This is a genomic window from Marivivens donghaensis (genome assembly GCF_011806565.1).
Taxonomy (GTDB): Bacteria; Pseudomonadota; Alphaproteobacteria; order Rhodobacterales; family Rhodobacteraceae; genus Marivivens; species Marivivens donghaensis_A.
In genome coordinates this window covers 267,949-287,604 of record NZ_JAATOP010000001.1, presented here as the reverse complement: position 1 = coordinate 287,604, position 19,656 = coordinate 267,949, and the positions used below count along the sequence as shown (strand labels likewise).

Sequence of the window (19,656 nt, the reverse complement as noted above, 5' to 3'; positions counted from 1 at the left end):
GGGTCACCTACGGGGTTGCGTCATAAACATCGCGGGCCGTTTTGACCTTGTCGAAGTTGGTCCACGCCCAGTCCAACAGTCCACCCATTGCCTTCATCAAATCAACCCCCAATGGGGTCAGCGCGTACTGTACGGATGGGGGCTTGGTCGGGAACACCTCCCGCGACACCAGCCCGTCCCGTTCGAGATCGCGGAGCGTCTGCGTCAGCATCCGCTTGGAGATATCAGGGATCGCGCGGCCCAGCGCGTTGAACCTGCGCGGTCCATGCTGAAGCAACTCGAGGATCAGCACCGTCCACTTGCCTCCGACCTGAGCGAGCACCTGACGCACCGGACATTTCTCCGGATCAAGCTCATCGGACGTGAAGCCAAAATCGGGATCAATCGCGGTATCGGGCATGGCAGGGTACCTCTGTGTAACCTTGTGCGGAAATACTGCCTCCTTACGGAAGCCAGCAACGGTCTCTAAATGAGACCTATACACGATTCTAAACCGGAGTTTAATATGACCAAGTATCTTGTGACTGGCGCATCGGGCCAACTCGGCCGCAAGGTTGTTGCCGAACTCGCCAAATCAGTTCCCGCCGCCGATATCGCCGTGATGGTCCGTTCCGAGGCCGCGCTGAACGAGTTCAAAGAGCAAGGCTTCGACGCCCGTTACGGCGACTACGACAAGCCGGAAACCATGTTCGAGGCATTCGAAGGCGTAGACCGCCTGCTTCTGATCTCGGGCTCCGAAGTCGGCAAGCGGAGCGAACAGCACCTTCACGTGATCAACGCTGCCAAGCAGGCGGGTGTGAAATTCATCGCCTACACCTCCATCCTTCAGGCGGACAAATCGCCGATGGGTCTGGCCGTCGAACACCTCGCGACCGAGAAAAACCTCGAAGAAAGCGGCATTCCTTACGCCCTGCTCCGCAATGGCTGGTATCTCGAAAACATCGTGATGACCGTCGATCAGGACGTGTCGATGGGTAAACACTTCGGCGCAGCCGGTGAGGGCAAGTTTGCCGCTGCCAGCCGTCAGGACTTTGCCGAGGCTGCGGTTGCTGTGCTGACGGGAACCGGTCACGAGGGTCATGTCTATGAACTGGCCGGCGACGAAGGCTTCACCCTTGCCGACTACGCAGCTGCGGTGACCGAAGCCAAAGGCACCGAAGTCACCTATATTGATATGCCCGAAGAGGACTTCAGAGGCGCGCTGCTTGGCGCAGGACTGCCCGAGGGCCTTGCCGCGATGCTTGCAGATAGTGACGCGAAAGCCGCCGACGGCTGGCTGTTCGATGACAGCAAGACGCTTTCGTCGCTGATTGGCCGCCCGACCACGAAGCTGGCAGAAATGCTGTAAGCGCAAAAAGAAACGCCCCCGAAATCGGGGGCGTTTTCGTTATTGGTCGAGGAAGCTGCGCAGTTTGCGCGAGCGGCTCGGATGCTTGAGTTTCCGCAATGCCTTGGCTTCGATCTGGCGGATACGTTCGCGTGTCACCGAGAACTGCTGGCCGACCTCTTCGAGCGTGTGGTCGGTGTTCATGCCGATGCCGAAACGCATACGCAGAACGCGCTCTTCGCGCGGGGTGAGCGATGCGAGAACGCGGGTCGTGGTCTCTTTCAGGTTTTCCTGAATGGCCGAATCCAGCGGCAGGATCGCGTTTTTGTCCTCGATGAAATCGCCAAGCTGCGAATCTTCCTCGTCCCCGATCGGGGTTTCGAGCGAGATCGGCTCTTTCGCGATCTTCATGACCTTGCGAACCTTATCGAGCGGCATTTGCAGCTTCTCGGCCAGTTCTTCCGGAGTCGGTTCGCGGCCGATTTCGTGCAGCATCTGACGTCCGGTACGGACCAGCTTGTTGATCGTTTCGATCATGTGGACCGGAATACGGATCGTGCGGGCCTGGTCGGCGATCGAACGGGTGATCGCCTGACGGATCCACCACGTCGCGTAGGTCGAGAACTTGTAACCGCGGCGGTATTCGAACTTATCGACCGCCTTCATCAGGCCGATGTTACCTTCCTGAATGAGGTCGAGGAACTGTAGGCCACGGTTGGTGTATTTCTTCGCGATCGAGATAACGAGGCGCAGGTTGGCTTCGACCATCTCTTTCTTGGCCTGACGGGCTTCTTTTTCGCCCTTCTGGACCTGCTGCACGATGCGGCGGAATTCGCTGATGTCGACGCCGACGTACTGACCGACCTGAGCCATCTCGGAACGAAGTTCGCTGACCTTGTCCTCGAATTTCTCCGAGAACATCTGCCAACCACGGCCCGGCTTTTCGGCCATGCGGTCCATCCAGGTCGGATCGAGTTCGGCACCGCGGTACGCTTCGATGAACTCGCGGCGGTTGATGCGGGCCTGGTCGGCCAGCTTCACCATGCTCGAGTCGATCGACATGATGCGGCGGTTGATGCCGTAGAGCTGGTCGATCAGCGCTTCGATACGGTTGTTGTGCAGATGAAGCGAGTTCACCATCTCAACGATTTCCGAACGCAGCTTCTGGTAGGTCGCTTCGTCGTCGGACGAGAACGTGTTGTCCTCGTTCAGGGTCGCCGACATACGGGCGTCCTGCATTTCGGACAGCGTGTAGAAGTCGCGGGCGATGAGTTCGAGCGTTTCGAGGACGCGCGGCTTCAGCGCGGCTTCCATCGCGGCAAGGGACATGTTGCCCTGCTCGTCATCGTCATCGTCATCGTCGCTCTGGATGGGGTTACCATCGGCGTCGAGTTCGGGCTCGTTTTCTTTCTTCTGTGCGGACGGAGCTGAAGCGGCGGACGGATCGACGACAGGTTCGGCATCATCGTCTTCGCCGTCCAGACTGTTGCCGAACGTCGCTTCGAGGTCGATCACGTCGCGCAGCAGAATGTCTTCGGACAGAAGTTCGTCGCGCCAGATGGTGATCGCCTGGAAGGTCAGCGGGCTCTCGCAGAGACCGAGGATCATCGTGTTGCGGCCGGCTTCGATGCGCTTCGCAATCGCAATTTCGCCTTCACGCGACAGCAGCTCTACGCTGCCCATCTCGCGCAGGTACATGCGAACGGGGTCGTCCGTGCGGTCGAGCTTTTCGGTATCGCCGCTGGACAGCGCAACATCGCGGCCACCGCTGTTGGTGGTCACGAGCTGGGTCGAACCCTGGTTCTCTTCGACTTCTTCGGACTCTTCCTCTTCGGTCACCTGAATGCCCATTTCGGAGAGCATCGACATGACGTCCTCGATCTGGTCCGAAGACACCTGATCCGGCGGGAGGACTGCGTTCAGCTGGTCATAAGTGATATAGCCACGCTCGCGCGCTTCCGAGATCATCTTTTTGACGGCAGCTTGACTGACATCCATGGTGATATCGGCGTCCTGATCGGTATCCTTGGTGTCGTCGTTATCTTTGGCGGCCATTCAAAGCTCCTTGGAACGGGTCCATGTGATTCGATGATTCGATCTGGTCGAATCAACTTTGGGAACGAGCGATTCGCAACCTCTTGAGGCGAGAATCACTGTGAATAAGTGTCAGTTAGAGGATTTTTTGCCCTCAGAACCGGTGCCGAGTGTCTCGATCAGCTTCCGGAACATGTCTCTTTCGTCCTTGCTTAATGCCAATCCGTTGTCCGCGATCACCACTTCCGTCGTATCTTCGACTTCGCGGCGGGTCGTAGGATCTACAGCTAGTGCGGCTTTGCCGATGCGCCACGTCACCCCTTCATCACCCTCTTCGATGGCCGCGAACTCTTCTACAGCCTCAGCCATTTCTATTTCGTGACCACGGCGTGCGAACAGTTTGTCCATTTCCTCGATCAAGGAATTGCGGACCAGATCCCGGTCGCCGTTACGTCTTATGGCAGGAGTGATGGCGATGTGGCGTTGGCCCATAAGGTTTTCAAGGGCATGGACACCAATTTGTTCTTCGAGCACCGATTTCGGCTCGTGCTCTCCAATGGTTCTGAGTAGTGCATCGCGAAGCCGTCCGTTTTCCGGATTGTAGCACTCCATCCGCTCCAGACGCTCCTCGAACGCCTCTACCTGATCAAGGTTCGCGACAAAAATCGCGAGGATCACGGTTTCGCGCATGAGGTTTTCGTCGGCCGTTCCGGTCGCAAGCTCGGAGGCTTTGGTGCCCGCCGTCGCCATGCTGGGCGCGAACTTTCCGCGCGGCTGCCACTGACGGCGTTGGCCACCACCGCCGCCTGTGTCGAAACGGGGCGTGTCGTTGCGGCGGGTCTGGAACAGGTCGGCGCGAAGTTCGGCAATCGCATCGCCGTAGTGACGGCGCAGTGACGGATCGCGGATCAGTTTGATCTTCTCGCGCAGGATCTTGTCCAGCGCAGCGCGGCGTTCGGGACTGTCGAAGACTTTGCCTTCGGTCTCGCGTTGCCACATCAGTCGCACGGTCGGCATCGCGGCGTCGAGCACCTCTTGCACGGCGCTCGCCCCTTTTGCGCGGATCAGGTCGTCAGGGTCCATGCCGTCAGGGAACAGGGCAAACCGTAGCGACTTGCCTGCTTCGAGCATTGGCAGCGCAAGGTCGATGACCCGCATCGCAGCGCGCAGACCGGCCTTATCACCGTCGAGCGCGATCACAGGCTCGGGCGAGATGCGCCACATCATCTGAAGCTGGTTGTCGGTCACAGCGGTCCCGAGAGGTGCAACCGCCGCGCCAAATCCAGCCTCGGACAGCGCGATGACGTCCATGTAGCCTTCGGCGACGATGAGCGGCTGGCCTTTGCCTGCCGCCTCCCGCGCGTTGCGGACGTTGAACAGGTTGCGGCCTTTATCGAAGAGGTCCGTTTCAGGGCTGTTCAGGTACTTGGCGTTGTCGTTCGGGTCCATCGCTCGCCCGCCGAACGCAATGGCCCTGCCCCGTCCGTCGCGGATGGGGAACATAATGCGGTCGCGGAAGATGTCATAGCGGCGGTCGTTCTTGTCCGACTTCTTGCACAGGCCAGCGGCCAGCAGCAGATCGTCGGGAATGCCCTTGGCCGTCATCGCCTCGTAAAGGTTCTGCCACCCCTGCGGCGCGAATCCGATTTCCCAGCGATCGAGGGCCTGCGGTTGGAGGCCCCGGCGCGCGAGATAGGCACGCGCCTCCCCTGCGGCTTGAGTCTTCAGCTGGAGGCGGAAGAACTTGACCGCTTCCTCCATCACCTCGGCCAGTTTGGTGCGATGGTCGGTCTTGGCCTGCGCTTGCGGATCACGCTCGGGCATCGGCATTCCGGCCTCGGCAGCGAGGATCTTGATCGCCTCCATGAAGCCTACGTTCTCGCTTTCCTGAACGAAGGAAATGGCGTCACCTTTGGCCTGACAGCCAAAGCAGTAGTAATAGCCTTTGCGGTCATCCACATGGAAAGACGCGCTTTTTTCCTGATGGAAGGGGCACGGTGCCCACCAGTCACCCTTGCCCTGATTGGACTTGCGCTGATCCCACATGACTTTGCGCCCGACCACTTGGGCGAGCGACAAACGGGTGCGCAATTCGTCGAGAAATCCGGGGGGCAGACTCATAGGGGACAATATTGGCCCTGCGGCAGGCGGTGTCCAGAACCCACCAAATCAACTTTTCAGTTTTCGTCGGGTCGGGGCCGCGCGTGGCGGCCCCATCCTGATCAGAGGCCCTTGGCGCGGTAGCTGTCCACGACCTTGGCAATCGAAACGAGGTAGGCTGCGGTTCGCAGATCGGGCACGTCATCGCGGGAATGCCAAACTTCGCGCATGGAAGCGTAGGCCGCACGCATGGTGTCATCGAGGCCGGAGCGCACCAGTTCCAGCTCCCCTGCCCCGCGCAGATACGATTCCTTGAAGTTCGGCGTCATCGACCACTTGTCACCCAGAAAGCGATCCAGTCGATCAAGTTCGTCAATCAGCATCTGGTGACGCGCCTCTTCCTGACGGCGACCAAGGCGGCCGAAGCGGATGTGCGAGAGGTTCTTCACCCACTCGAAGTAGGACACCGTCACACCGCCTGCGTTGGCATACATGTCGGGAATGATGATCACGCCCTTATCGCGCAGGATCTCGTCAGCGCCCGCAGTCACAGGGCCGTTCGCAGCTTCGATGATCAGGTTGGCTTTGATGTTGTGCGCGTTGGAGAGGTTGATGACCCCTTCCATCGCTGCCGGAATGAGGATGTCGCATTCCTCTTCGAGCACCGATGCGCCGTCCGCGTGATGGAGTCCGTCGGGGTAACCCTTGATCCCGCCGTGCTTGCCCAGCCAGTCGCGAACCTTTTCCACGTCGAGCCCGTCTTCGGAGTAGAGCGCACCGTCGCGTTCGATGATGCCCGTGATCTTGCAGCCGTCCTCTTCGCTCAGGAACTTTGCAGCGTGATAGCCCACGTTGCCGAGCCCCTGCACGATGACCCTTTTCCCTTCGAGCGTGCCTGACAGCTTGGCGATCTTCATGTCTTCGGGGTGGCGGAAGAATTCGCGCAAAGCGTACTGGACGCCGCGCCCCGTTGCTTCGACGCGGCCAGCGATACCGCCCGCATTGCGCGGCTTACCCGTCACGCAGGCTGCGCTGTTGATGTCGGTGGTATTCATCCGCTTGTACTGGTCAGCGATCCAGGCCATCTCGCGCTCACCGGTGCCCATATCGGGCGCAGGCACGTTCTGCGACGGGTTGATAAGGTCGCGCTTGATCAGCTCGTAAGCAAAGCGGCGGGTGATCTGTTCCAGCTCGTGCTCGTCCCACTCACGCGGGTCGATACACAGACCGCCCTTGGAGCCGCCAAACGGCGCTTCGACCAGCGAACACTTGTAGGTCATCAGCGCGGCAAGCGCCTCGACTTCGTCCTGGTTGACCGAAGTGGCATAGCGGATACCGCCCTTCACCGGCTCCATGTGTTCGGAGTGGACCGAGCGATAACCGACAAACGTGTGCATCGAGCCGCGCAGGCGCACACCGAAGCGGACGGTGTAGGTAGAGTTACAGACCCTGATCTTTTCCTCGAGGCCCGCAGGCAGGTCCATCAGCGCGACAGCGCGGTTGAACATGATGTCGACTGACTCGCGAAATGACGGTTCCGCAGATGAATTTGTAGTCCCCATGGCAGTTCCTCCCCTTGCCTCATGAGGTGCCGAAAACCGCTATTTTCCATCGGGACGGGATTCAGCACTTGAATCCTTCTCGGCCAAATGCTGCTCTATCTTAGCGATCTGACCTTTCGGACACGATTTCTCCCAATTCGGATACAATTTTCGCGAGAGATTGGGGCTGTCACAGTTGCCGCAACATTGCCGCATTTTGGGCCTAGTTCGCGCCGCAAAACCGCCGTTCTCCAAAGTATAAATCACCTAGTCTTTTTAGGTATTTATCCGTTTGGATTCGGAGTCGCTCAATGCCCCTGACCACAACAAAGCAGTTCTTTAACCGTTTCAGACGGGATGAGGACGGCTCCTTGCTGATTTTCGGCCTCGTCGCTTTGGCGGCGATGTTGCTGTTGTCCGGTCTGGCAATCGACTTCATCCGGATCGAAGGACGCCGCGCCGAAGCGCAAGGCGTGCTCGACACCGCCGTGCTGGCAGCCGCTGACCTTGACCAGACGCAGCCTGCGGCAACCGTGGTGCGCGATTACCTTTCGAAAAAGGGTATGCTCGATGAACTCGACGGTGATCCGGTCATTGATGAGGGCCTGAACTACCGCACCGTCGAAGCGCGCCTGAAGACGAACGTCCCGCTCTACTTCTCGACCGTCGCGAACATGTTCGCCGTAGATGATGACGACCGCGAGTTGATGCAGGTGCCAAGCCTTGCCCGCGCTCAGGAACGTGTCGCGCAGGTCGAAATCTCGCTCGTACTCGACATCTCCGGCTCGATGGCTCTGAACAACCGTCTACCGCGTCTGAAGTCAGCGGCGACGGACTTCGTGAACACCGTTCTGGAAGACGGAAATGGCGACCTCGTTTCAGTCTCGCTGGTCCCCTATTCGGAGCAGGTGAACATCGGCCCGTACCTGTCATACGGTCTGAACCGCAATCAGGTGCATGACTTCTCTTACTGCTGGGAATTTCCGGATTCGCAGTTCCGCGAAACCTACATCCGCTCGGACTACCAGTACCAGCAGATGCAGCACTTCCAGTGGAACTTCGACGGCCGCAACAACGACCGTACAAACACCGTCTGCCCGCGCTACGATTACGAATGGGTCCAACCTTGGAGCAACAATCGCAGCGACCTGATCAACCAGATCAACAGGCTGCAACCCCGCGCCGGTACCGCGATCTACCTCGGCATGAAGTGGGGCACCGCCCTGCTTGACCCGTCGCTGCGCTGGTTGGAGAACGTATTCATCGATCATGGCCTCGTTGACAGCGCATTCCGCAACCGCCCTAACAACTACGACGACGAAGAAACGCTGAAGTTCGTCGTGTTGATGACGGACGGTGAAAACTCGAACACGCAGCGTATCCAGAGCTGGGCCTATGACGGGGAAAGCGAATACGCCCACTGGAACGACTACAACTTCAACTACTACCTGCGCCGCTATGTCGATCAGCGATACTGGCAGTACTACTACTACGAAAAGTACACCCAGTCCGACGGCAACCGCTTGTTGAGCGACATGTGCGACGCCGCCAAGGATGCAGGCATCGTTGTGTGGACCATCGGCTTCGAAGTCGACACCTATAACGGCAACCAGGTGATGTCGGACTGCGCATCCACGCCCAACCACTTCTTCGACGTAGACGGTGTTTCGATTTCCGACGCTTTCCACGCCATCGCGACCCAGATCAACAACCTGAAACTGACACGCTAATGAAACGCCTCCTCCGATTCCCGCGCTTCTTCCGGCGTTTCGCAAAGGAAGAAAAAGGCAGCTCGACAATCGAGTTTGCGATGATGTTCCCGCTTATCGTGATTATCATGATCTCGTCCTTCGAGCTCGGCATCCTCATGGTCCGTCAGGTTCTTCTGGACCGCGCCGTGGACCTCGCCGTGCGCGAAGTGCGCATGTCGCACATCTCTCCGGTCACGCATGACAAGCTGAAGGAAGCGATTTGCGAACGCGCCGTTGCGCTGCCCAACTGCCTCGAAGACATGCGGATCGAGATGCGCCGCCTCGATTTGCTCGCATGGTCCGATCCGCCCGTCACCACCGAATGCGTGGACCGCGAAGACCGTGGCAAGCCGCTCAACAGCTTCCAGCAAGGCGCCGCCAACCAGCTGATGCTTGTTCGCGTCTGCTCCATCTTCGACCCGACCTTCCCGCACCTGAGCCTCAGCCGTGCTCTCGCAACACAAAGCGATGACACCTACGGCCTGGTTGCTGTGTCTTCCTTTGTTATGGAACCGCTGTAATGAGTAAGATCACCAATTTCTTCCGCCGTTTCCGCGATGACGAAGGTGGCAGCATGGTCATCGAGTCGCTGTTCGTGCTTCCCGCGCTCCTGTTCGCGTACTTCGGCACCTACGTGTATTTCGACGGCTTCCGGTCATCTTCACAGCTGAGCAAGGCGGCTTACACTATCGCTGACCAGCTGGGCCGCGAGACCGGCTACATCACGCCGAATTACCTGGATTCGCTCTATTCGCTAAATGAACTGCTGACCGCGTCGCCGTATGAGACATCGCTGCGTGTCTCAGTCGTCGACTATGACTACGACAACAACGATTACCGCGTGCGCTGGTCGCGCCGCCGCGGTGATTATACAAAGCTGACCGCAACGAGCCTTGAGACCATCAAAGCGCAACTGCCGCTTATTCCGCGCAACGAAGTCGTCATCGTGGTCGAGAACATGATGTATTACGAAGCGCCCTACGGAAACTGGCTGCCGTCGCAGACTTTCTCCGAGATGGCTGCCGTGCGTCCGCGTTTCAATTCATCGCAGGTCTGCTGGAACTCGCAAGAGAACGGAGACACCTCTACTCAGACCTGCTGAGCCGAGATCAGTTCCTCGATCTTTTCGGCCATGATCCGCGCCTGCGGGGACGGCACAACACCGCCCACACCAACACGGCGCCCGATGCTCCACCAGAGGCCGGGCGCCCAGATACGTTGCTGGTGCGACTTCATTTCGAGTGTGAAACCGTTCGACGGCTTCATGGCAAAGCTGCCGCGGTTGACCTTGCTGACATCCTCCAGAACAGCCAGCACGCGGCCGGTGTCTTCGCGCAGGTCGGTCGGCGTCAGGATCAGCGTGGCGGCAGTTGCACGGCGCAAGGCCTCGCCCAGAACGATCGCTCCGATCCCGAAAAGAACCATGAGCCCGTACCAGATCGCACCCGGCGGCTGACGCAGCGGGATCAGAATGAGAATAAGGCCCAGCGCAAAGAGTACGGCGACCCCGAAAGCGCGGCGCGGCGCAGATGCGCTGAGGGTAGCGAGTGGGATGTCGGTCATTGTGATCCTCCGGTCGATGGCGGTTGCAATACCCTGCCCTGCCTTCAAGCGGAAGGGGGCGCGGCTTTGCAGAGGTTCTGTGCGCTGACGGCAAGTTGCGATGTGCGCTGATGCTGCCTATCTCGGTCGCAAAGGAGATCAAACCATGTCAATTCGCCCTACTGTCGAAGCACGGCGCGCTGTTCCCACGATGGAGGGCGCAGGCGTCAAACTGCATCGCGCATTCGGTTTCCACGATCCGAGCGAGCTGGACCCGTTCCTGCTGTTCGATGACTTTCGCGGCGACCACCCCAATGACTACAGCCGCGGTTTTCCGTGGCACCCCCACCGCGGCATCGAGACTATCACCTACGTGCTGAACGGCACCGTCGACCACGGCGACAGTCTCGGCAACGAAGGCACGCTTGGCGCAGGTGACGTGCAATGGATGACCGCCGGTTCGGGCATTCTGCACCAAGAGATGCCGAAAGGTAACATCGCGGGCCAGATGCACGGTTTCCAGCTTTGGGCAAACCTGCCGTCGAGCCTGAAAATGACCGCGCCGCGCTATCAGGACGTAAAGTCGAACGATATCCCTGTCATCATCGACGATGACGGTACCAAGGTGAAAGTCATCGTGGGCGAGTTCTGGGGCAAAAAAGGTCCCGTCGATGGTATCGCCGCCGATCCGCAGTACCTCGATATCTCGATCCCCGCAGGCGTGAAAAAACGCTTCAAGATCGACACATACCGCCGCGCGTTTGCCTATGTCTTCGCTGGCTCGGGTGCGTTCGTCGATGCGTCGGCGCCTGAGGGCGTCCTTCTCGAAAAGGAAGTCATGGGCGAAGAGGTCAACATCCGCGACATGTCGGGCAACCGCACTCTGGTTCGCTTCGGCACAGGCGACGAGATCGTGGTCCAAGCCGGTGAGGAAGGCGTTCGTTTTCTGCTGATTTCGGGCGCGCCCATTGAGGAACCCGTCGCTTGGCACGGCCCGATCGTGATGAACACGCAGGACGAGATCCGTAGCGCGATCAAGGAATTGCGGAACGGGACGTTCATTCGTCCGGCACACTGAATTGTTAGAGGGCGGCCTTCGGGTCGCCCTTTCCATTTGCGGCTTCGCTCTTGTTTCTTGGCGCCGCAGCGGCATATCGTCGGGCAACTCAAAGTCCGGTACCCATGCGCATCCTGCTTGCCCTTCCCCTCGTCCTTGTTGCCTGCACGAACATCCCGTCGCTGGGCGGCAAACCCGATGACGACACCGCATATCCCGAACTGGTGAACCTCAAAACGCTCTTGGCGTCGGTGCCCGAGGCGACCGCGAACGAACAGAGCAACCTCCTTGCCCGCGCCGCCGCGCTGCGTGCCCGCGCTGAAACTCTGCGCAATATGGACATCGAAAGTGAAGATGCGGACGCCTCTTCGTTGCAGTGACGGGCGGGACAGGATAACAGCACTGCGATACTTTCCGATTAACGTGGAATCCAACCATGAGTGACGCACTTCGTCTTGGTATTGCGGGTCTCGGCACCGTTGGTGTCGGTGTCATCCGCATCGTTCAGAAACACGCTGATATGCTGCGTGCACGAACAGGACGCGACGTGGTCATCACAGCGGTTTCGGCCCGTTCGAAAGACAAGGATCGCGGCGTCGACCTGTCCGCCTACGCATGGGAAAACGATCCGGTCGCACTGGCGGCGCGCGATGACGTTGACGTCTATGTCGAGCTGATGGGCGGTGAGAACGGCTCCGCCAAAGCCTCCATCGAAAAAGCCATCGCCTGCGGCAAGGACGTCGTGACCGCGAACAAGGCGCTGCTGGCCCACCACGGTCAGGCGCTCGCCGAAGCTGCCGAAGCCAAAGGCAACGTCGTTCGCTTCGAAGCTGCCGTCGCTGGCGGCATCCCTGTCATCAAATCGCTGACCGAGGGCCTTTCGGCCAACAAGGTCGAGCGTGTGATGGGCGTCATGAATGGCACCTGCAACTACATCCTTACGCGGATGGAAGATGCTGGCCTGAGCTACAAAGAAGCCTTCGACGAGGCTGACGGCCTTGGCTACCTCGAAGCCGATCCGAACCTTGACGTCGGCGGCATCGACGCGGGCCACAAGCTCGCGCTGCTGTCGTCGATCGCATACGGCACGCAGGTCGATTTCGAAGGCGTGGAGCTTGAGGGCATCGGCGCGATCACTATCGAAGACATCCGCAATGCGGCCGACATGGGCTACAAGATCAAGCTCCTCGGCGTGGCCCAGATGACGGGCCGTGGCCTCGAACAGCGCATGTCGCCCTGCCTCGTTCCGGCAACTTCCCCGCTCGGCCAACTGGTCGGCGGCACCAACATGGTCGTCCTTGAAGGCGACAGCGTTGGCCAGATCGTTCTGCGCGGCGCAGGCGCGGGCGAAGGCCCGACCGCTAGCGCCGTCATGGCCGACGTCATGGATATCGCGCGCGGCTTCCGCTGCTCGACATTCGGTCAGCCCGCCGCCTCGCTGAAGAAAACCGCATCGGCCCGCGCCGCTGTGCCCGCGCCTTACTACATCCGCATCGACCTGCTGGATAAGCCAGGCGCGATGGGCAAGGTTGCCTCGGCCCTCGGCGAAGCTGGGGTGTCCATCCACCGTATGCGCCAGCACGACCACGACGGCAGCCACGCGCCGGTCGTGATCGTCACGCACCGCACCACGCGTCAGGCGCTGGAACATGCGATCGAGCTATTCGGCCAGACCGGAGTGGTTTCGGGCGATCCCGTCGCCCTCCGGATCGAGAAGGTCTGAGACACTTCCAGAGGCCGCCGCAGGGCGGCCTTTTGATTTTCGGCAGACCGTTACCGTCAATTCATCAAATCGTTCCAAATCTGTATAGTTCTTGGCCGCAAAAGATAGTGTTTTGCGGATGTTAGCGCACCCAGTATTGCGGCAGCGCACAGGCGCAGCGTAGATGAATTCGATAGCCCAAAGGAATTGAGTATGTCCAAGACCCCCGAATTTCACGACCGTATGCTTTCTCTGGGCCTCGCCCGCGTTTCCGAAGCGGCTGCACTCGCATCGGCCAAGCTGATCGGCCGCGGCGACGAAAAAGCCGCCGACCAAGCTGCCGTGAACGCCATGCGCGACCAGCTCAACAAGCTCGACATTCAGGGCGTTGTCGTCATCGGTGAGGGCGAGCGAGACGAAGCGCCGATGCTCTATATCGGCGAAGAGGTTGGCGCAGGTCAGGGGCCGGCCGTGGACATCGCTCTCGACCCGCTCGAAGGCACCACGCTGACCGCCAAGGACATGCCCAACGCGCTGACCGTCATCGCAATGGGCCCGCGCGGAACGATGCTGCACGCACCCGACGTGTATATGGAAAAACTTGCCATCGGTCCGGGCTTCAAGCCGGGCACTGTCACCCTGTCGATGAGCCCTTCCGAGCGCGTTAACGCACTGGCCGCGGCCAAAGGTTGCTCGACCGAAGACATCACCGTTTGCGTTCTTGAACGCCCGCGCCATGACGAGATGATCCGCGAACTGCGCAGCACCGGCGCCGCGATCCGCCTGATCACCGACGGCGACGTCGCAGGCGTTATGCACTGCGCAGAGGTCGAGAAGACCGGCATCGACATGTACATGGGGTCGGGCGGCGCACCGGAAGGCGTTCTGGCTGCTGCTGCGCTGAAATGCATGGGCGGCCAATTCTACGGCAAGCTGCTGTTCCGCAACGAGGACGAAAAAGGGCGCGCGCGCAAAGCCGGCATCACCAACTTCGACCGCGTTTACACCCGCGATGACCTCGTGACCGGCGACGTGATTTTCGCCGCAACGGGCGTCACCGATGGCAGCCTGGTTCCGGGGATCAAGCGCGAACCGGGTTATCTGACCGCGACAACGGTGCTCATGCGCTCCAAGACCGGCTCGGTGCGTTACATGACCTACCGCAACCCTGTCTGATCACAAAAGGGCCGCAGTCACCGCTGCGGCCCTTTTCGTATTTGCCCTCGGCGGCGCTTCGGGCGATATACTCGGCCCATGAAGGCTTTCCTCGACGTCGAATGTTCCGCGACGGGCCGCCGCTGGGTCGGCCCCTCAATCGAAGACACCCGCCAATGCGAGGCGATGGAGCAGGCAACCGGCTTGCCCCCTGCCCTGTGCACCACGCTCGTGCGTCGCGGCGTTCCCCCGATGGAAGCCGATAGTTTTCTGGAGCCGAAGCTCCGCGACCTGCTGCCCGATCCGCTCACCATGCTGGATATGGACCCCGCCGCCGCTCGTTTCGAACGCGCGGTGGAGCGGAACGAACGTATCGCGATCTTTGCCGACTATGACGTGGACGGTGGCTCATCCGCGGCACTGCTGATCGTTTGGCTGCGCCAGATGGGCCGGAAGGCGACGCTCTACATTCCCGACCGCATCGACGAAGGTTACGGCCCCAACGAGCCCGCGATGGAGGCTCTGGCCCGCGACCACGACCTGATCGTTTGCGTGGACTGCGGAACACTGTCCCACGGGCCGATTGCTGCCGCTAAGGGCGCGGATGTCATTGTGCTCGACCACCACTTGGCGGGCGAAACTTTGCCTGACTGCGTGGCCGTCGTGAACCCGAACCGTCAGGACGAGAGCGGAACGCTCAGCTACCTTTGTGCGGCTGGCGTCGTGTTCATGCTTCTGGTCGATGTAAACCGTCGCTTGCGGGCTAAGAACGTGCGCGGGCCGGATCTGATGGCCCTCCTAGACCTCGTCGCGCTGGCCACGGTGGCCGATGTTGCGCCGCTGATCGGCCTCAACCGCGCCTTCGTGCGGCAGGGCCTTTCGGTGATGGCCAAGCGTGAACGCATTGGCCTTGTTGCTCTGGCGGATGTCGCAGGCATGGATTCTGCGCCGACGTCCTATCACCTCGGGTTCCTGCTCGGACCGCGCGTGAACGCTGGCGGACGGATCGGGGCCGCCGACCTCGGTGCGCGGCTTCTAGCGACCGACGACCGTTTCGAGGCAGAGAAGCTGGCGCAACAACTCGACATGCTCAACCGCGAACGCCGCGAGATCGAAAACGCCGTCCGCGAGGAAGCCACCGCCCAAGCCGAGGCGCGCGGCCTCGACGGTGCACTCGTCTGGGCGGCCGAGGACGGCTGGCACCCCGGCGTGGTCGGGATCGTTGCGGCCCGCATCAAGGAGTCGACCAACCGCCCCGCGGTCGTCATCGGTTTCGAAGGGGACATCGGCAAAGGCTCCGGCCGTTCGGTGACCGGTATCGACCTTGGCGCGGCGATCCAGCGCGTCGCGGGTGAAGGTCTGCTGATGAAGGGGGGCGGACACAAGATGGCGGCTGGTCTGACCGTCCACCGTGACCAACTGGAACCCGCGATGGAGCGTCTGTCCGAACTTCTGGCGCGTCAGGGTGCGGATCGCATGGGACCGGCTGACCTACGGCTCGACGGTATCCTCATGCCCGGGGCTGCGACGGTCGAACTAATCGAGCAGATCGAAAAGGCCGGCCCGTTTGGGGCATCCGCTTCCGCCCCGCGTTTCGCTTTTCCCGACAGCACGATTTTGTTCGCGAAAAAGGTCGGTGCAAACCACCTGAAAATCAGCTTTGGCGATGGCCTCGGCGCGCGGATCGACGCGATTGCATTCGGTGCCTACGACGGCCACATCGGACCAATGCTCGAAGGTCATAAGGGCGCGCGTTTCCACCTCGCGGGGCGTCTCGAAATCAACATCTGGCAGGGTCGACAGAGCGTTCAACTGCGCCTCGAAGACGCCGCGCCAGCAAGTTAAAAGTTTTTTGAAAATACCTCTTGCAGCGGCCTCGGACTTCTCTTAGAAGCCGCTTCACAGCAAGAGTGGCCCGTTCGTCTATCGGTTAGGACGCCAGGTTTTCAACCTGGAAAGAGGGGTTCGATTCCCCTACGGGCTGCCACTTCTCCCCTACATTTCAACGCACTATCAGTCGTGAAGCGTATTGCTCCATGTCGCATATGCTGCGCCGAGCGGACCTGATGCCTGCCCCGCCGATGCTGTCACGATCTCCGGCAGCGGGAAGCCTTTTATCATGGTTTTCTTGAGTGCTGCGTTGATGTCTTCGATGGCGTTCGGTGCCTGCGACACGCCGCCGCCGAGCACGATGACGTCGGGGTCGAAGCTGAAAATCAAGTTCGCGACCGCTTCCGCCGCGATTTCCGTCCAGATGCCCCAGATGCGTCCGCGCTCGTCCGCAATTTCTTTGGCAGAGGGTGGGTTTTCTCCGAACGATTGCGCCAATCGCACCATCCCCGGACCGGACAACAGCGTCTCAAAGCAGCCCGCGCGGCCGCAGGAACAGTCGATCAGCGACAGACGCCACTTCGCCACGAGCGGGCGGGCAGTGCCATATGGCCGACCTCTCCGCAGGCGCCAGACGGCCCATTCACCAATCGTCCACCGACGAGGTACGCGCAGGACACCGAGCTACCGATCCGCAGCGCCGCGATGCGGTTGTGTCCCTCGGCCATGCCGAAGCTGGCCTCTGACAGGATGATCGCCCGCGAGTCGTTGACCCACGTAGTCGAGCGGCGGGCAGCGGTGATAACGTCACGCGGAAAGGTCTGACCCTCTGCCCCGACGTTGGAGGTAATGGCCTTGCCGTTTGCCGGATTGATGAGGCCAGAGCCCGCGATACCGATTGGCAGATCGCCACAAGAGCGGATCACCTGCACCGTCGTCTTGATCAGGTTCTTGTACCCCGTGGGCGTCGCCAGACGTTTTCTCGCAGAGACTTTCCAATTCCGATCAAAGATCAAACCTTCGATCTTGTTCGTGCCTATCTCGATACCAGCAGCAATCATTCACTTTCCAAACAAAAAAGGTGGGCCGAAGCCCACCTTAATACGTCGCATATCGCGAACAACTTTAGCCCGCCGCCCCCTTCGAAGAGGGCGCCGCGCATTCGTATATTTACGCGTCCCAGGCCGTGTCTTCGCCCTGAAGACCGCCAATGCGCTTGCGAGTCGGCAGGCCGATGCGGTCGAGGATCGAGAAGAACGGCTTGGGGTCGAGCTCTTCGACGTTCTTCATGGTCTTGGCATCCCACTCACCGGTCGCAACCAGCATCGCGGCAGCTACGGGCGGCACACCTGCGGTGTAGGAAATGCCCTGCGAGCCAACCTCGTTGTAGGCTTCCTTGTGGTCGGCCACGTTGTATACGAAGACTTCGATTTCTTCGCCGTCCTTGGTGCCTTTGACCAGATCGCCGATGCAGGTCTTGCCGGTGTAATTCGGCGCGAGCGATGCCGGATCGGGTAGACACGCTTTGACGACCTTGAGCGGCACGACTTCCTGACCTTCGGCTAGCTTGACCGGCTGCTCGGACAGGAGGCCAATGTTCTTCAGAACGGTGAAGACGTTGATGTAGTGATCGCCGAAGCCCATCCAGAAACGGACGTCCGCGTCAGGGTAGTTGGTCGCAAGGCTATGCACCTCATCGTGACCCGACATATAGGACTGCGACGGACCGACGACCGGCAGATCCCAGACCTTGCCAACCTCGAACATCTTGTTCGACTTCCACTCGCCTTCCTGCCACGAATAGACCGTGCCGGTGAATTCGCGGAAGTTGATTTCGGGGTCGAAGTTGGTCGCGAAGTACTTGCCGTGCGAGCCGGCGTTGATGTCCACGATGTCGATCGACTTCACTTCGTCCATCATATCGATGGCGAAACGTGCGTAGGCGTTCACAACGCCCGGATCGAAACCGGCGCCGAGGATGGCGGTGACGCCTTTCTCTGCGCACAGGTCGCGCTTCTTCCACTCGTAGTTGGCGTACCACGGCGGCGTTTCGCAGATCTTGTCGGGCTCTTCGTGGATCGCGGTGTCGATGTACGCAGCGCCCGTTTCGATGCAGCCATCGAGGACGTGCATGTTCACGAAGGCGGTGCCGACATTGATGACGATCTCTGCGCCGGTCTTGCGGATGAGGGCCGCGACGTCAGCCGATTTGGTTGCGTCCAGCTCGTGAGCTTCAAGAACGCCCTCTTGTTTCATCGCGCCCTTCTCACGGACGGACTCAAGGATCGCCTCACACTTGGAAAGCGTCCGGCTCGCGATATGGATATCACCGAGCACATCGTTGTTTTGCGCGCACTTGTGCGCCACGACCTGAGCGACGCCACCAGCGCCGATGATGAGTACGTTCTGTTTCAACTCAACGGACCCCCTTTGGTTTGCAGTTAAGGTTATTGTTTATGTCTATCGCCCGAGAGCGACACATTCACGACAGAGCTGCCGAGAAATCTTCGTAGGTGAAGTCCTTGACCAGACGGACCGTGCCGTCGAGTTCGCGGACGGCAATCGACGGCATCTTTACGCCGTTGAACCAGTTTTTCTTCACCATGGTGTATCCGGCCGCATCCTGAATGCTGATCCGGTCACCGGCCTTGAGCGGCGCGGGAAACTTGAATTCGCCGAAGATATCGCCTGCGAGGCAGGATTTGCCGCAGACCATCCAGTCTTCGTCGCCGCTTTCGTTCATCTTGGCACTTTCGCGGTAGATCAGCAAATCGAGCATGTGCGCTTCGATCGAGCTGTCCACGATCGCGAGGTTCTTGCCGTTGTGAAGCGTGTCTAGAACGGTGAGCTCGAGGGTCGTCGACTTGGTGATCGCCGCCTCACCGGGTTCTAGGTAAACCTGCACTTCGTTCTGCGCGGAGAAACGCTTCAGACGCTCCGCCAGCTTGTCGAGCGGGTAGCCTTCGCCGGTGAAGTGGATACCGCCTCCAAGGCTGATCCATTCCATCTGGCGGATCAGATAACCAAACCTCTGCTCAATGCTGTTGAGCATACCGTCGAAGCGTTCGAAGTCGGCGTTCTCGCAGTTGTTGTGAAACATGAAGCCCGAGATCAGGTCGGCTACAGGTTCGATATTCTTCGGGTCGTGCTCACCCAGACGGCTGAACGGGCGTGCAGGGTCGGCGAGGTCGAAGCCGGAGGTCGACACACCGGGGTTCACGCGCAGACCGCGCTTGTGACCGCGCGAGACTTCCTCGTGGCGGGTCAGCTGACCGACGGTGTTGAAGATAATCTTGTCCGAGTTCGCGAGAACGTCGTCCATCTCGTCGTCTTTCCAAGCGACGGAATAGGCGTGGGTTTCACCCGGGAATTTTTCGCGGCCCAGTTTGACCTCGAACAGCGAACTGGAGGTCGTGCCGTCCATGTATTCGGACATGAAGTCGAACACGGACCACGTCGCGAAGCACTTGAGCGCGAGCAGAGCCTTGGCGCCTGAGTTCTCACGGAGCCACGCGATCTTTTCCATATTCGGAAGCAGTTGTGCCTTGTCGATCAAGTAGTACGGCGTCTGGATCATCGGCTCCCCCCATCAGGCAAGGATTTGGCAATTAGGCCCG

18 protein-coding genes and 1 tRNA gene are annotated in these 19,656 nt (G+C 60.0%); 10 read left to right on the top strand and 9 right to left on the bottom strand.

Annotated elements, in window-relative coordinates:
- Window positions 1–7: 7 nt before the first annotated feature.
- Entirely contained in the window at window positions 8–400 is a 393-nt protein-coding gene (locus HCZ30_RS01475) for a winged helix-turn-helix transcriptional regulator (protein ID WP_167635988.1), read from the bottom strand.
- A gap of 105 nt (window positions 401–505) precedes the next feature.
- Here HCZ30_RS01475 and HCZ30_RS01470 point away from each other — a divergent pair, with 105 nt between their 5' ends.
- The gene (locus tag HCZ30_RS01470) at window positions 506–1,348 is read left to right on the top strand and encodes an SDR family oxidoreductase (RefSeq protein WP_167635987.1); all 843 of its coding nucleotides are present in this window, start codon (window positions 506–508) and stop codon (window positions 1,346–1,348) included.
- A 39-nt stretch (window positions 1,349–1,387) separates the two neighbouring features.
- Here the strand turns inward: HCZ30_RS01470 and rpoD are convergent, their stop codons facing one another.
- The 3 genes from rpoD to HCZ30_RS01455 form a co-directional block, all read right to left on the bottom strand.
- Window positions 1,388–3,382 (bottom strand): RNA polymerase sigma factor RpoD, encoded by a 1,995-nt coding sequence (gene rpoD / locus HCZ30_RS01465; RefSeq protein WP_167635986.1) that lies wholly within the window; start codon window positions 3,380–3,382, stop codon window positions 1,388–1,390.
- A gap of 111 nt (window positions 3,383–3,493) precedes the next feature.
- On the bottom strand, window positions 3,494–5,482 hold the full coding sequence (gene dnaG / locus HCZ30_RS01460) for a DNA primase (protein ID WP_167635985.1): 1,989 nt from the start codon (window positions 5,480–5,482) through the stop codon (window positions 3,494–3,496).
- A 101-nt stretch (window positions 5,483–5,583) separates the two neighbouring features.
- Window positions 5,584–7,023, bottom strand: coding sequence for a Glu/Leu/Phe/Val family dehydrogenase (locus HCZ30_RS01455; RefSeq protein WP_167635984.1), 1,440 nt, complete (start codon window positions 7,021–7,023; stop codon window positions 5,584–5,586).
- 290 nt (window positions 7,024–7,313) lie between these two features.
- Between HCZ30_RS01455 and HCZ30_RS01450 the strand changes: the two genes are divergently transcribed.
- From HCZ30_RS01450 to HCZ30_RS01440, 3 genes are read left to right on the top strand one after another with little or no spacing between them, the layout of a single operon-like run.
- The gene (locus HCZ30_RS01450) at window positions 7,314–8,732 is read left to right on the top strand and encodes a TadE/TadG family type IV pilus assembly protein (protein WP_167635983.1); all 1,419 of its coding nucleotides are present in this window, start codon (window positions 7,314–7,316) and stop codon (window positions 8,730–8,732) included.
- A complete protein-coding gene (locus HCZ30_RS01445) occupies window positions 8,732–9,274 on the top strand; it encodes a TadE/TadG family type IV pilus assembly protein (protein WP_167635982.1) in 543 nt (180 codons plus the stop codon). The genes HCZ30_RS01450 and HCZ30_RS01445 overlap by 1 nt, the downstream gene beginning before the upstream one ends.
- Entirely contained in the window at window positions 9,274–9,855 is a 582-nt protein-coding gene (locus HCZ30_RS01440) for a TadE/TadG family type IV pilus assembly protein (RefSeq protein WP_167635981.1), read from the top strand. The genes HCZ30_RS01445 and HCZ30_RS01440 overlap by 1 nt, the downstream gene beginning before the upstream one ends.
- Here the strand turns inward: HCZ30_RS01440 and HCZ30_RS01435 are convergent.
- Window positions 9,843–10,316, bottom strand: coding sequence for a hypothetical protein (locus tag HCZ30_RS01435; protein ID WP_167635980.1), 474 nt, complete (start codon window positions 10,314–10,316; stop codon window positions 9,843–9,845). The genes HCZ30_RS01440 and HCZ30_RS01435 overlap by 13 nt on opposite strands.
- A 145-nt stretch (window positions 10,317–10,461) precedes the next feature.
- On the opposite strand from HCZ30_RS01435, the gene HCZ30_RS01430 reads away from it, so the two are divergent.
- The 6 genes from HCZ30_RS01430 to HCZ30_RS01405 all read left to right on the top strand — a co-directional run bounded on the left by HCZ30_RS01430 (window position 10,462) and on the right by HCZ30_RS01405 (window position 16,196).
- Window positions 10,462–11,373, top strand: coding sequence for a pirin family protein (locus HCZ30_RS01430; protein WP_167635979.1), 912 nt, complete (start codon window positions 10,462–10,464; stop codon window positions 11,371–11,373).
- Between the two features lie 104 nt (window positions 11,374–11,477).
- On the top strand, window positions 11,478–11,732 hold the full coding sequence (locus HCZ30_RS01425) for a hypothetical protein (protein WP_167635978.1): 255 nt from the start codon (window positions 11,478–11,480) through the stop codon (window positions 11,730–11,732).
- A 56-nt stretch (window positions 11,733–11,788) separates the two neighbouring features.
- Window positions 11,789–13,075, top strand: coding sequence for a homoserine dehydrogenase (locus HCZ30_RS01420; RefSeq protein WP_167635977.1), 1,287 nt, complete (start codon window positions 11,789–11,791; stop codon window positions 13,073–13,075).
- 192 nt (window positions 13,076–13,267) lie between these two features.
- Window positions 13,268–14,230 (top strand): class II fructose-bisphosphatase, encoded by a 963-nt coding sequence (gene glpX, locus HCZ30_RS01415; protein ID WP_167635976.1) that lies wholly within the window; start codon window positions 13,268–13,270, stop codon window positions 14,228–14,230.
- Between the two features lie 78 nt (window positions 14,231–14,308).
- Window positions 14,309–16,054 carry a single-stranded-DNA-specific exonuclease RecJ gene (recJ, locus tag HCZ30_RS01410; RefSeq protein ID WP_167635975.1) on the top strand — a complete coding sequence of 582 codons (1,746 nt, stop codon included), beginning with the start codon at window positions 14,309–14,311 and terminating at the stop codon, window positions 16,052–16,054.
- 67 nt (window positions 16,055–16,121) lie between these two features.
- Window positions 16,122–16,196: transfer RNA gene (locus HCZ30_RS01405), tRNA-Glu, on the top strand.
- Window positions 16,197–16,222: 26 nt separating this feature from the next.
- On the opposite strand, the gene HCZ30_RS16715 is transcribed toward HCZ30_RS01405, so the two are convergent.
- The 4 genes from HCZ30_RS16715 to HCZ30_RS01385 all read right to left on the bottom strand — a co-directional run bounded on the left by HCZ30_RS16715 (window position 16,223) and on the right by HCZ30_RS01385 (window position 19,613).
- The gene (locus HCZ30_RS16715; RefSeq protein ID WP_167635974.1) at window positions 16,223–16,627 is read right to left on the bottom strand and encodes an ROK family protein; all 405 of its coding nucleotides are present in this window, start codon (window positions 16,625–16,627) and stop codon (window positions 16,223–16,225) included.
- A complete protein-coding gene (locus tag HCZ30_RS16710; RefSeq protein ID WP_167635973.1) occupies window positions 16,603–17,100 on the bottom strand; it encodes an ROK family protein in 498 nt (165 codons plus the stop codon). The genes HCZ30_RS16715 and HCZ30_RS16710 overlap by 25 nt, the downstream gene beginning before the upstream one ends.
- A gap of 109 nt (window positions 17,101–17,209) precedes the next feature.
- Complete coding sequence (locus HCZ30_RS01390; protein WP_167635972.1) at window positions 17,210–18,454, bottom strand: saccharopine dehydrogenase family protein; 1,245 nt, start codon at window positions 18,452–18,454, stop codon at window positions 17,210–17,212.
- 67 nt (window positions 18,455–18,521) lie between these two features.
- Entirely contained in the window at window positions 18,522–19,613 is a 1,092-nt protein-coding gene (locus HCZ30_RS01385) for a carboxynorspermidine decarboxylase (RefSeq protein ID WP_167636252.1), read from the bottom strand.
- Window positions 19,614–19,656: the final 43 nt, after the last annotated feature.

Bases quoted from the DNA above. Each gene is read 5' to 3' on its own strand.
- glpX (WP_167635976.1), top strand. From the start codon at position 13,268: ATGTCCAAGACCCCCGAATTTCACGACCGTATGCTTTCTCTGGGCCTC.
- HCZ30_RS01450 (WP_167635983.1), top strand. From the start codon at position 7,314: ATGCCCCTGACCACAACAAAGCAGTTCTTTAACCGTTTCAGACGGGAT.
- HCZ30_RS01445 (WP_167635982.1), top strand. From the start codon at position 8,732: ATGAAACGCCTCCTCCGATTCCCGCGCTTCTTCCGGCGTTTCGCAAAG.
- HCZ30_RS16710 (WP_167635973.1), bottom strand. From the start codon at position 17,100: ATGATTGCTGCTGGTATCGAGATAGGCACGAACAAGATCGAAGGTTTG.
- HCZ30_RS01430 (WP_167635979.1), top strand. From the start codon at position 10,462: ATGTCAATTCGCCCTACTGTCGAAGCACGGCGCGCTGTTCCCACGATG.
- rpoD (WP_167635986.1), bottom strand. From the start codon at position 3,382: ATGGCCGCCAAAGATAACGACGACACCAAGGATACCGATCAGGACGCC.
- HCZ30_RS01470 (WP_167635987.1), top strand. From the start codon at position 506: ATGACCAAGTATCTTGTGACTGGCGCATCGGGCCAACTCGGCCGCAAG.
- HCZ30_RS01475 (WP_167635988.1), bottom strand. From the start codon at position 400: ATGCCCGATACCGCGATTGATCCCGATTTTGGCTTCACGTCCGATGAG.
- HCZ30_RS01425 (WP_167635978.1), top strand. From the start codon at position 11,478: ATGCGCATCCTGCTTGCCCTTCCCCTCGTCCTTGTTGCCTGCACGAAC.
- dnaG (WP_167635985.1), bottom strand. From the start codon at position 5,482: ATGAGTCTGCCCCCCGGATTTCTCGACGAATTGCGCACCCGTTTGTCG.
- recJ (WP_167635975.1), top strand. From the start codon at position 14,309: ATGAAGGCTTTCCTCGACGTCGAATGTTCCGCGACGGGCCGCCGCTGG.
- HCZ30_RS01420 (WP_167635977.1), top strand. From the start codon at position 11,789: ATGAGTGACGCACTTCGTCTTGGTATTGCGGGTCTCGGCACCGTTGGT.
- HCZ30_RS01440 (WP_167635981.1), top strand. From the start codon at position 9,274: ATGAGTAAGATCACCAATTTCTTCCGCCGTTTCCGCGATGACGAAGGT.
- HCZ30_RS01435 (WP_167635980.1), bottom strand. From the start codon at position 10,316: ATGACCGACATCCCACTCGCTACCCTCAGCGCATCTGCGCCGCGCCGC.
- HCZ30_RS01455 (WP_167635984.1), bottom strand. From the start codon at position 7,023: ATGGGGACTACAAATTCATCTGCGGAACCGTCATTTCGCGAGTCAGTC.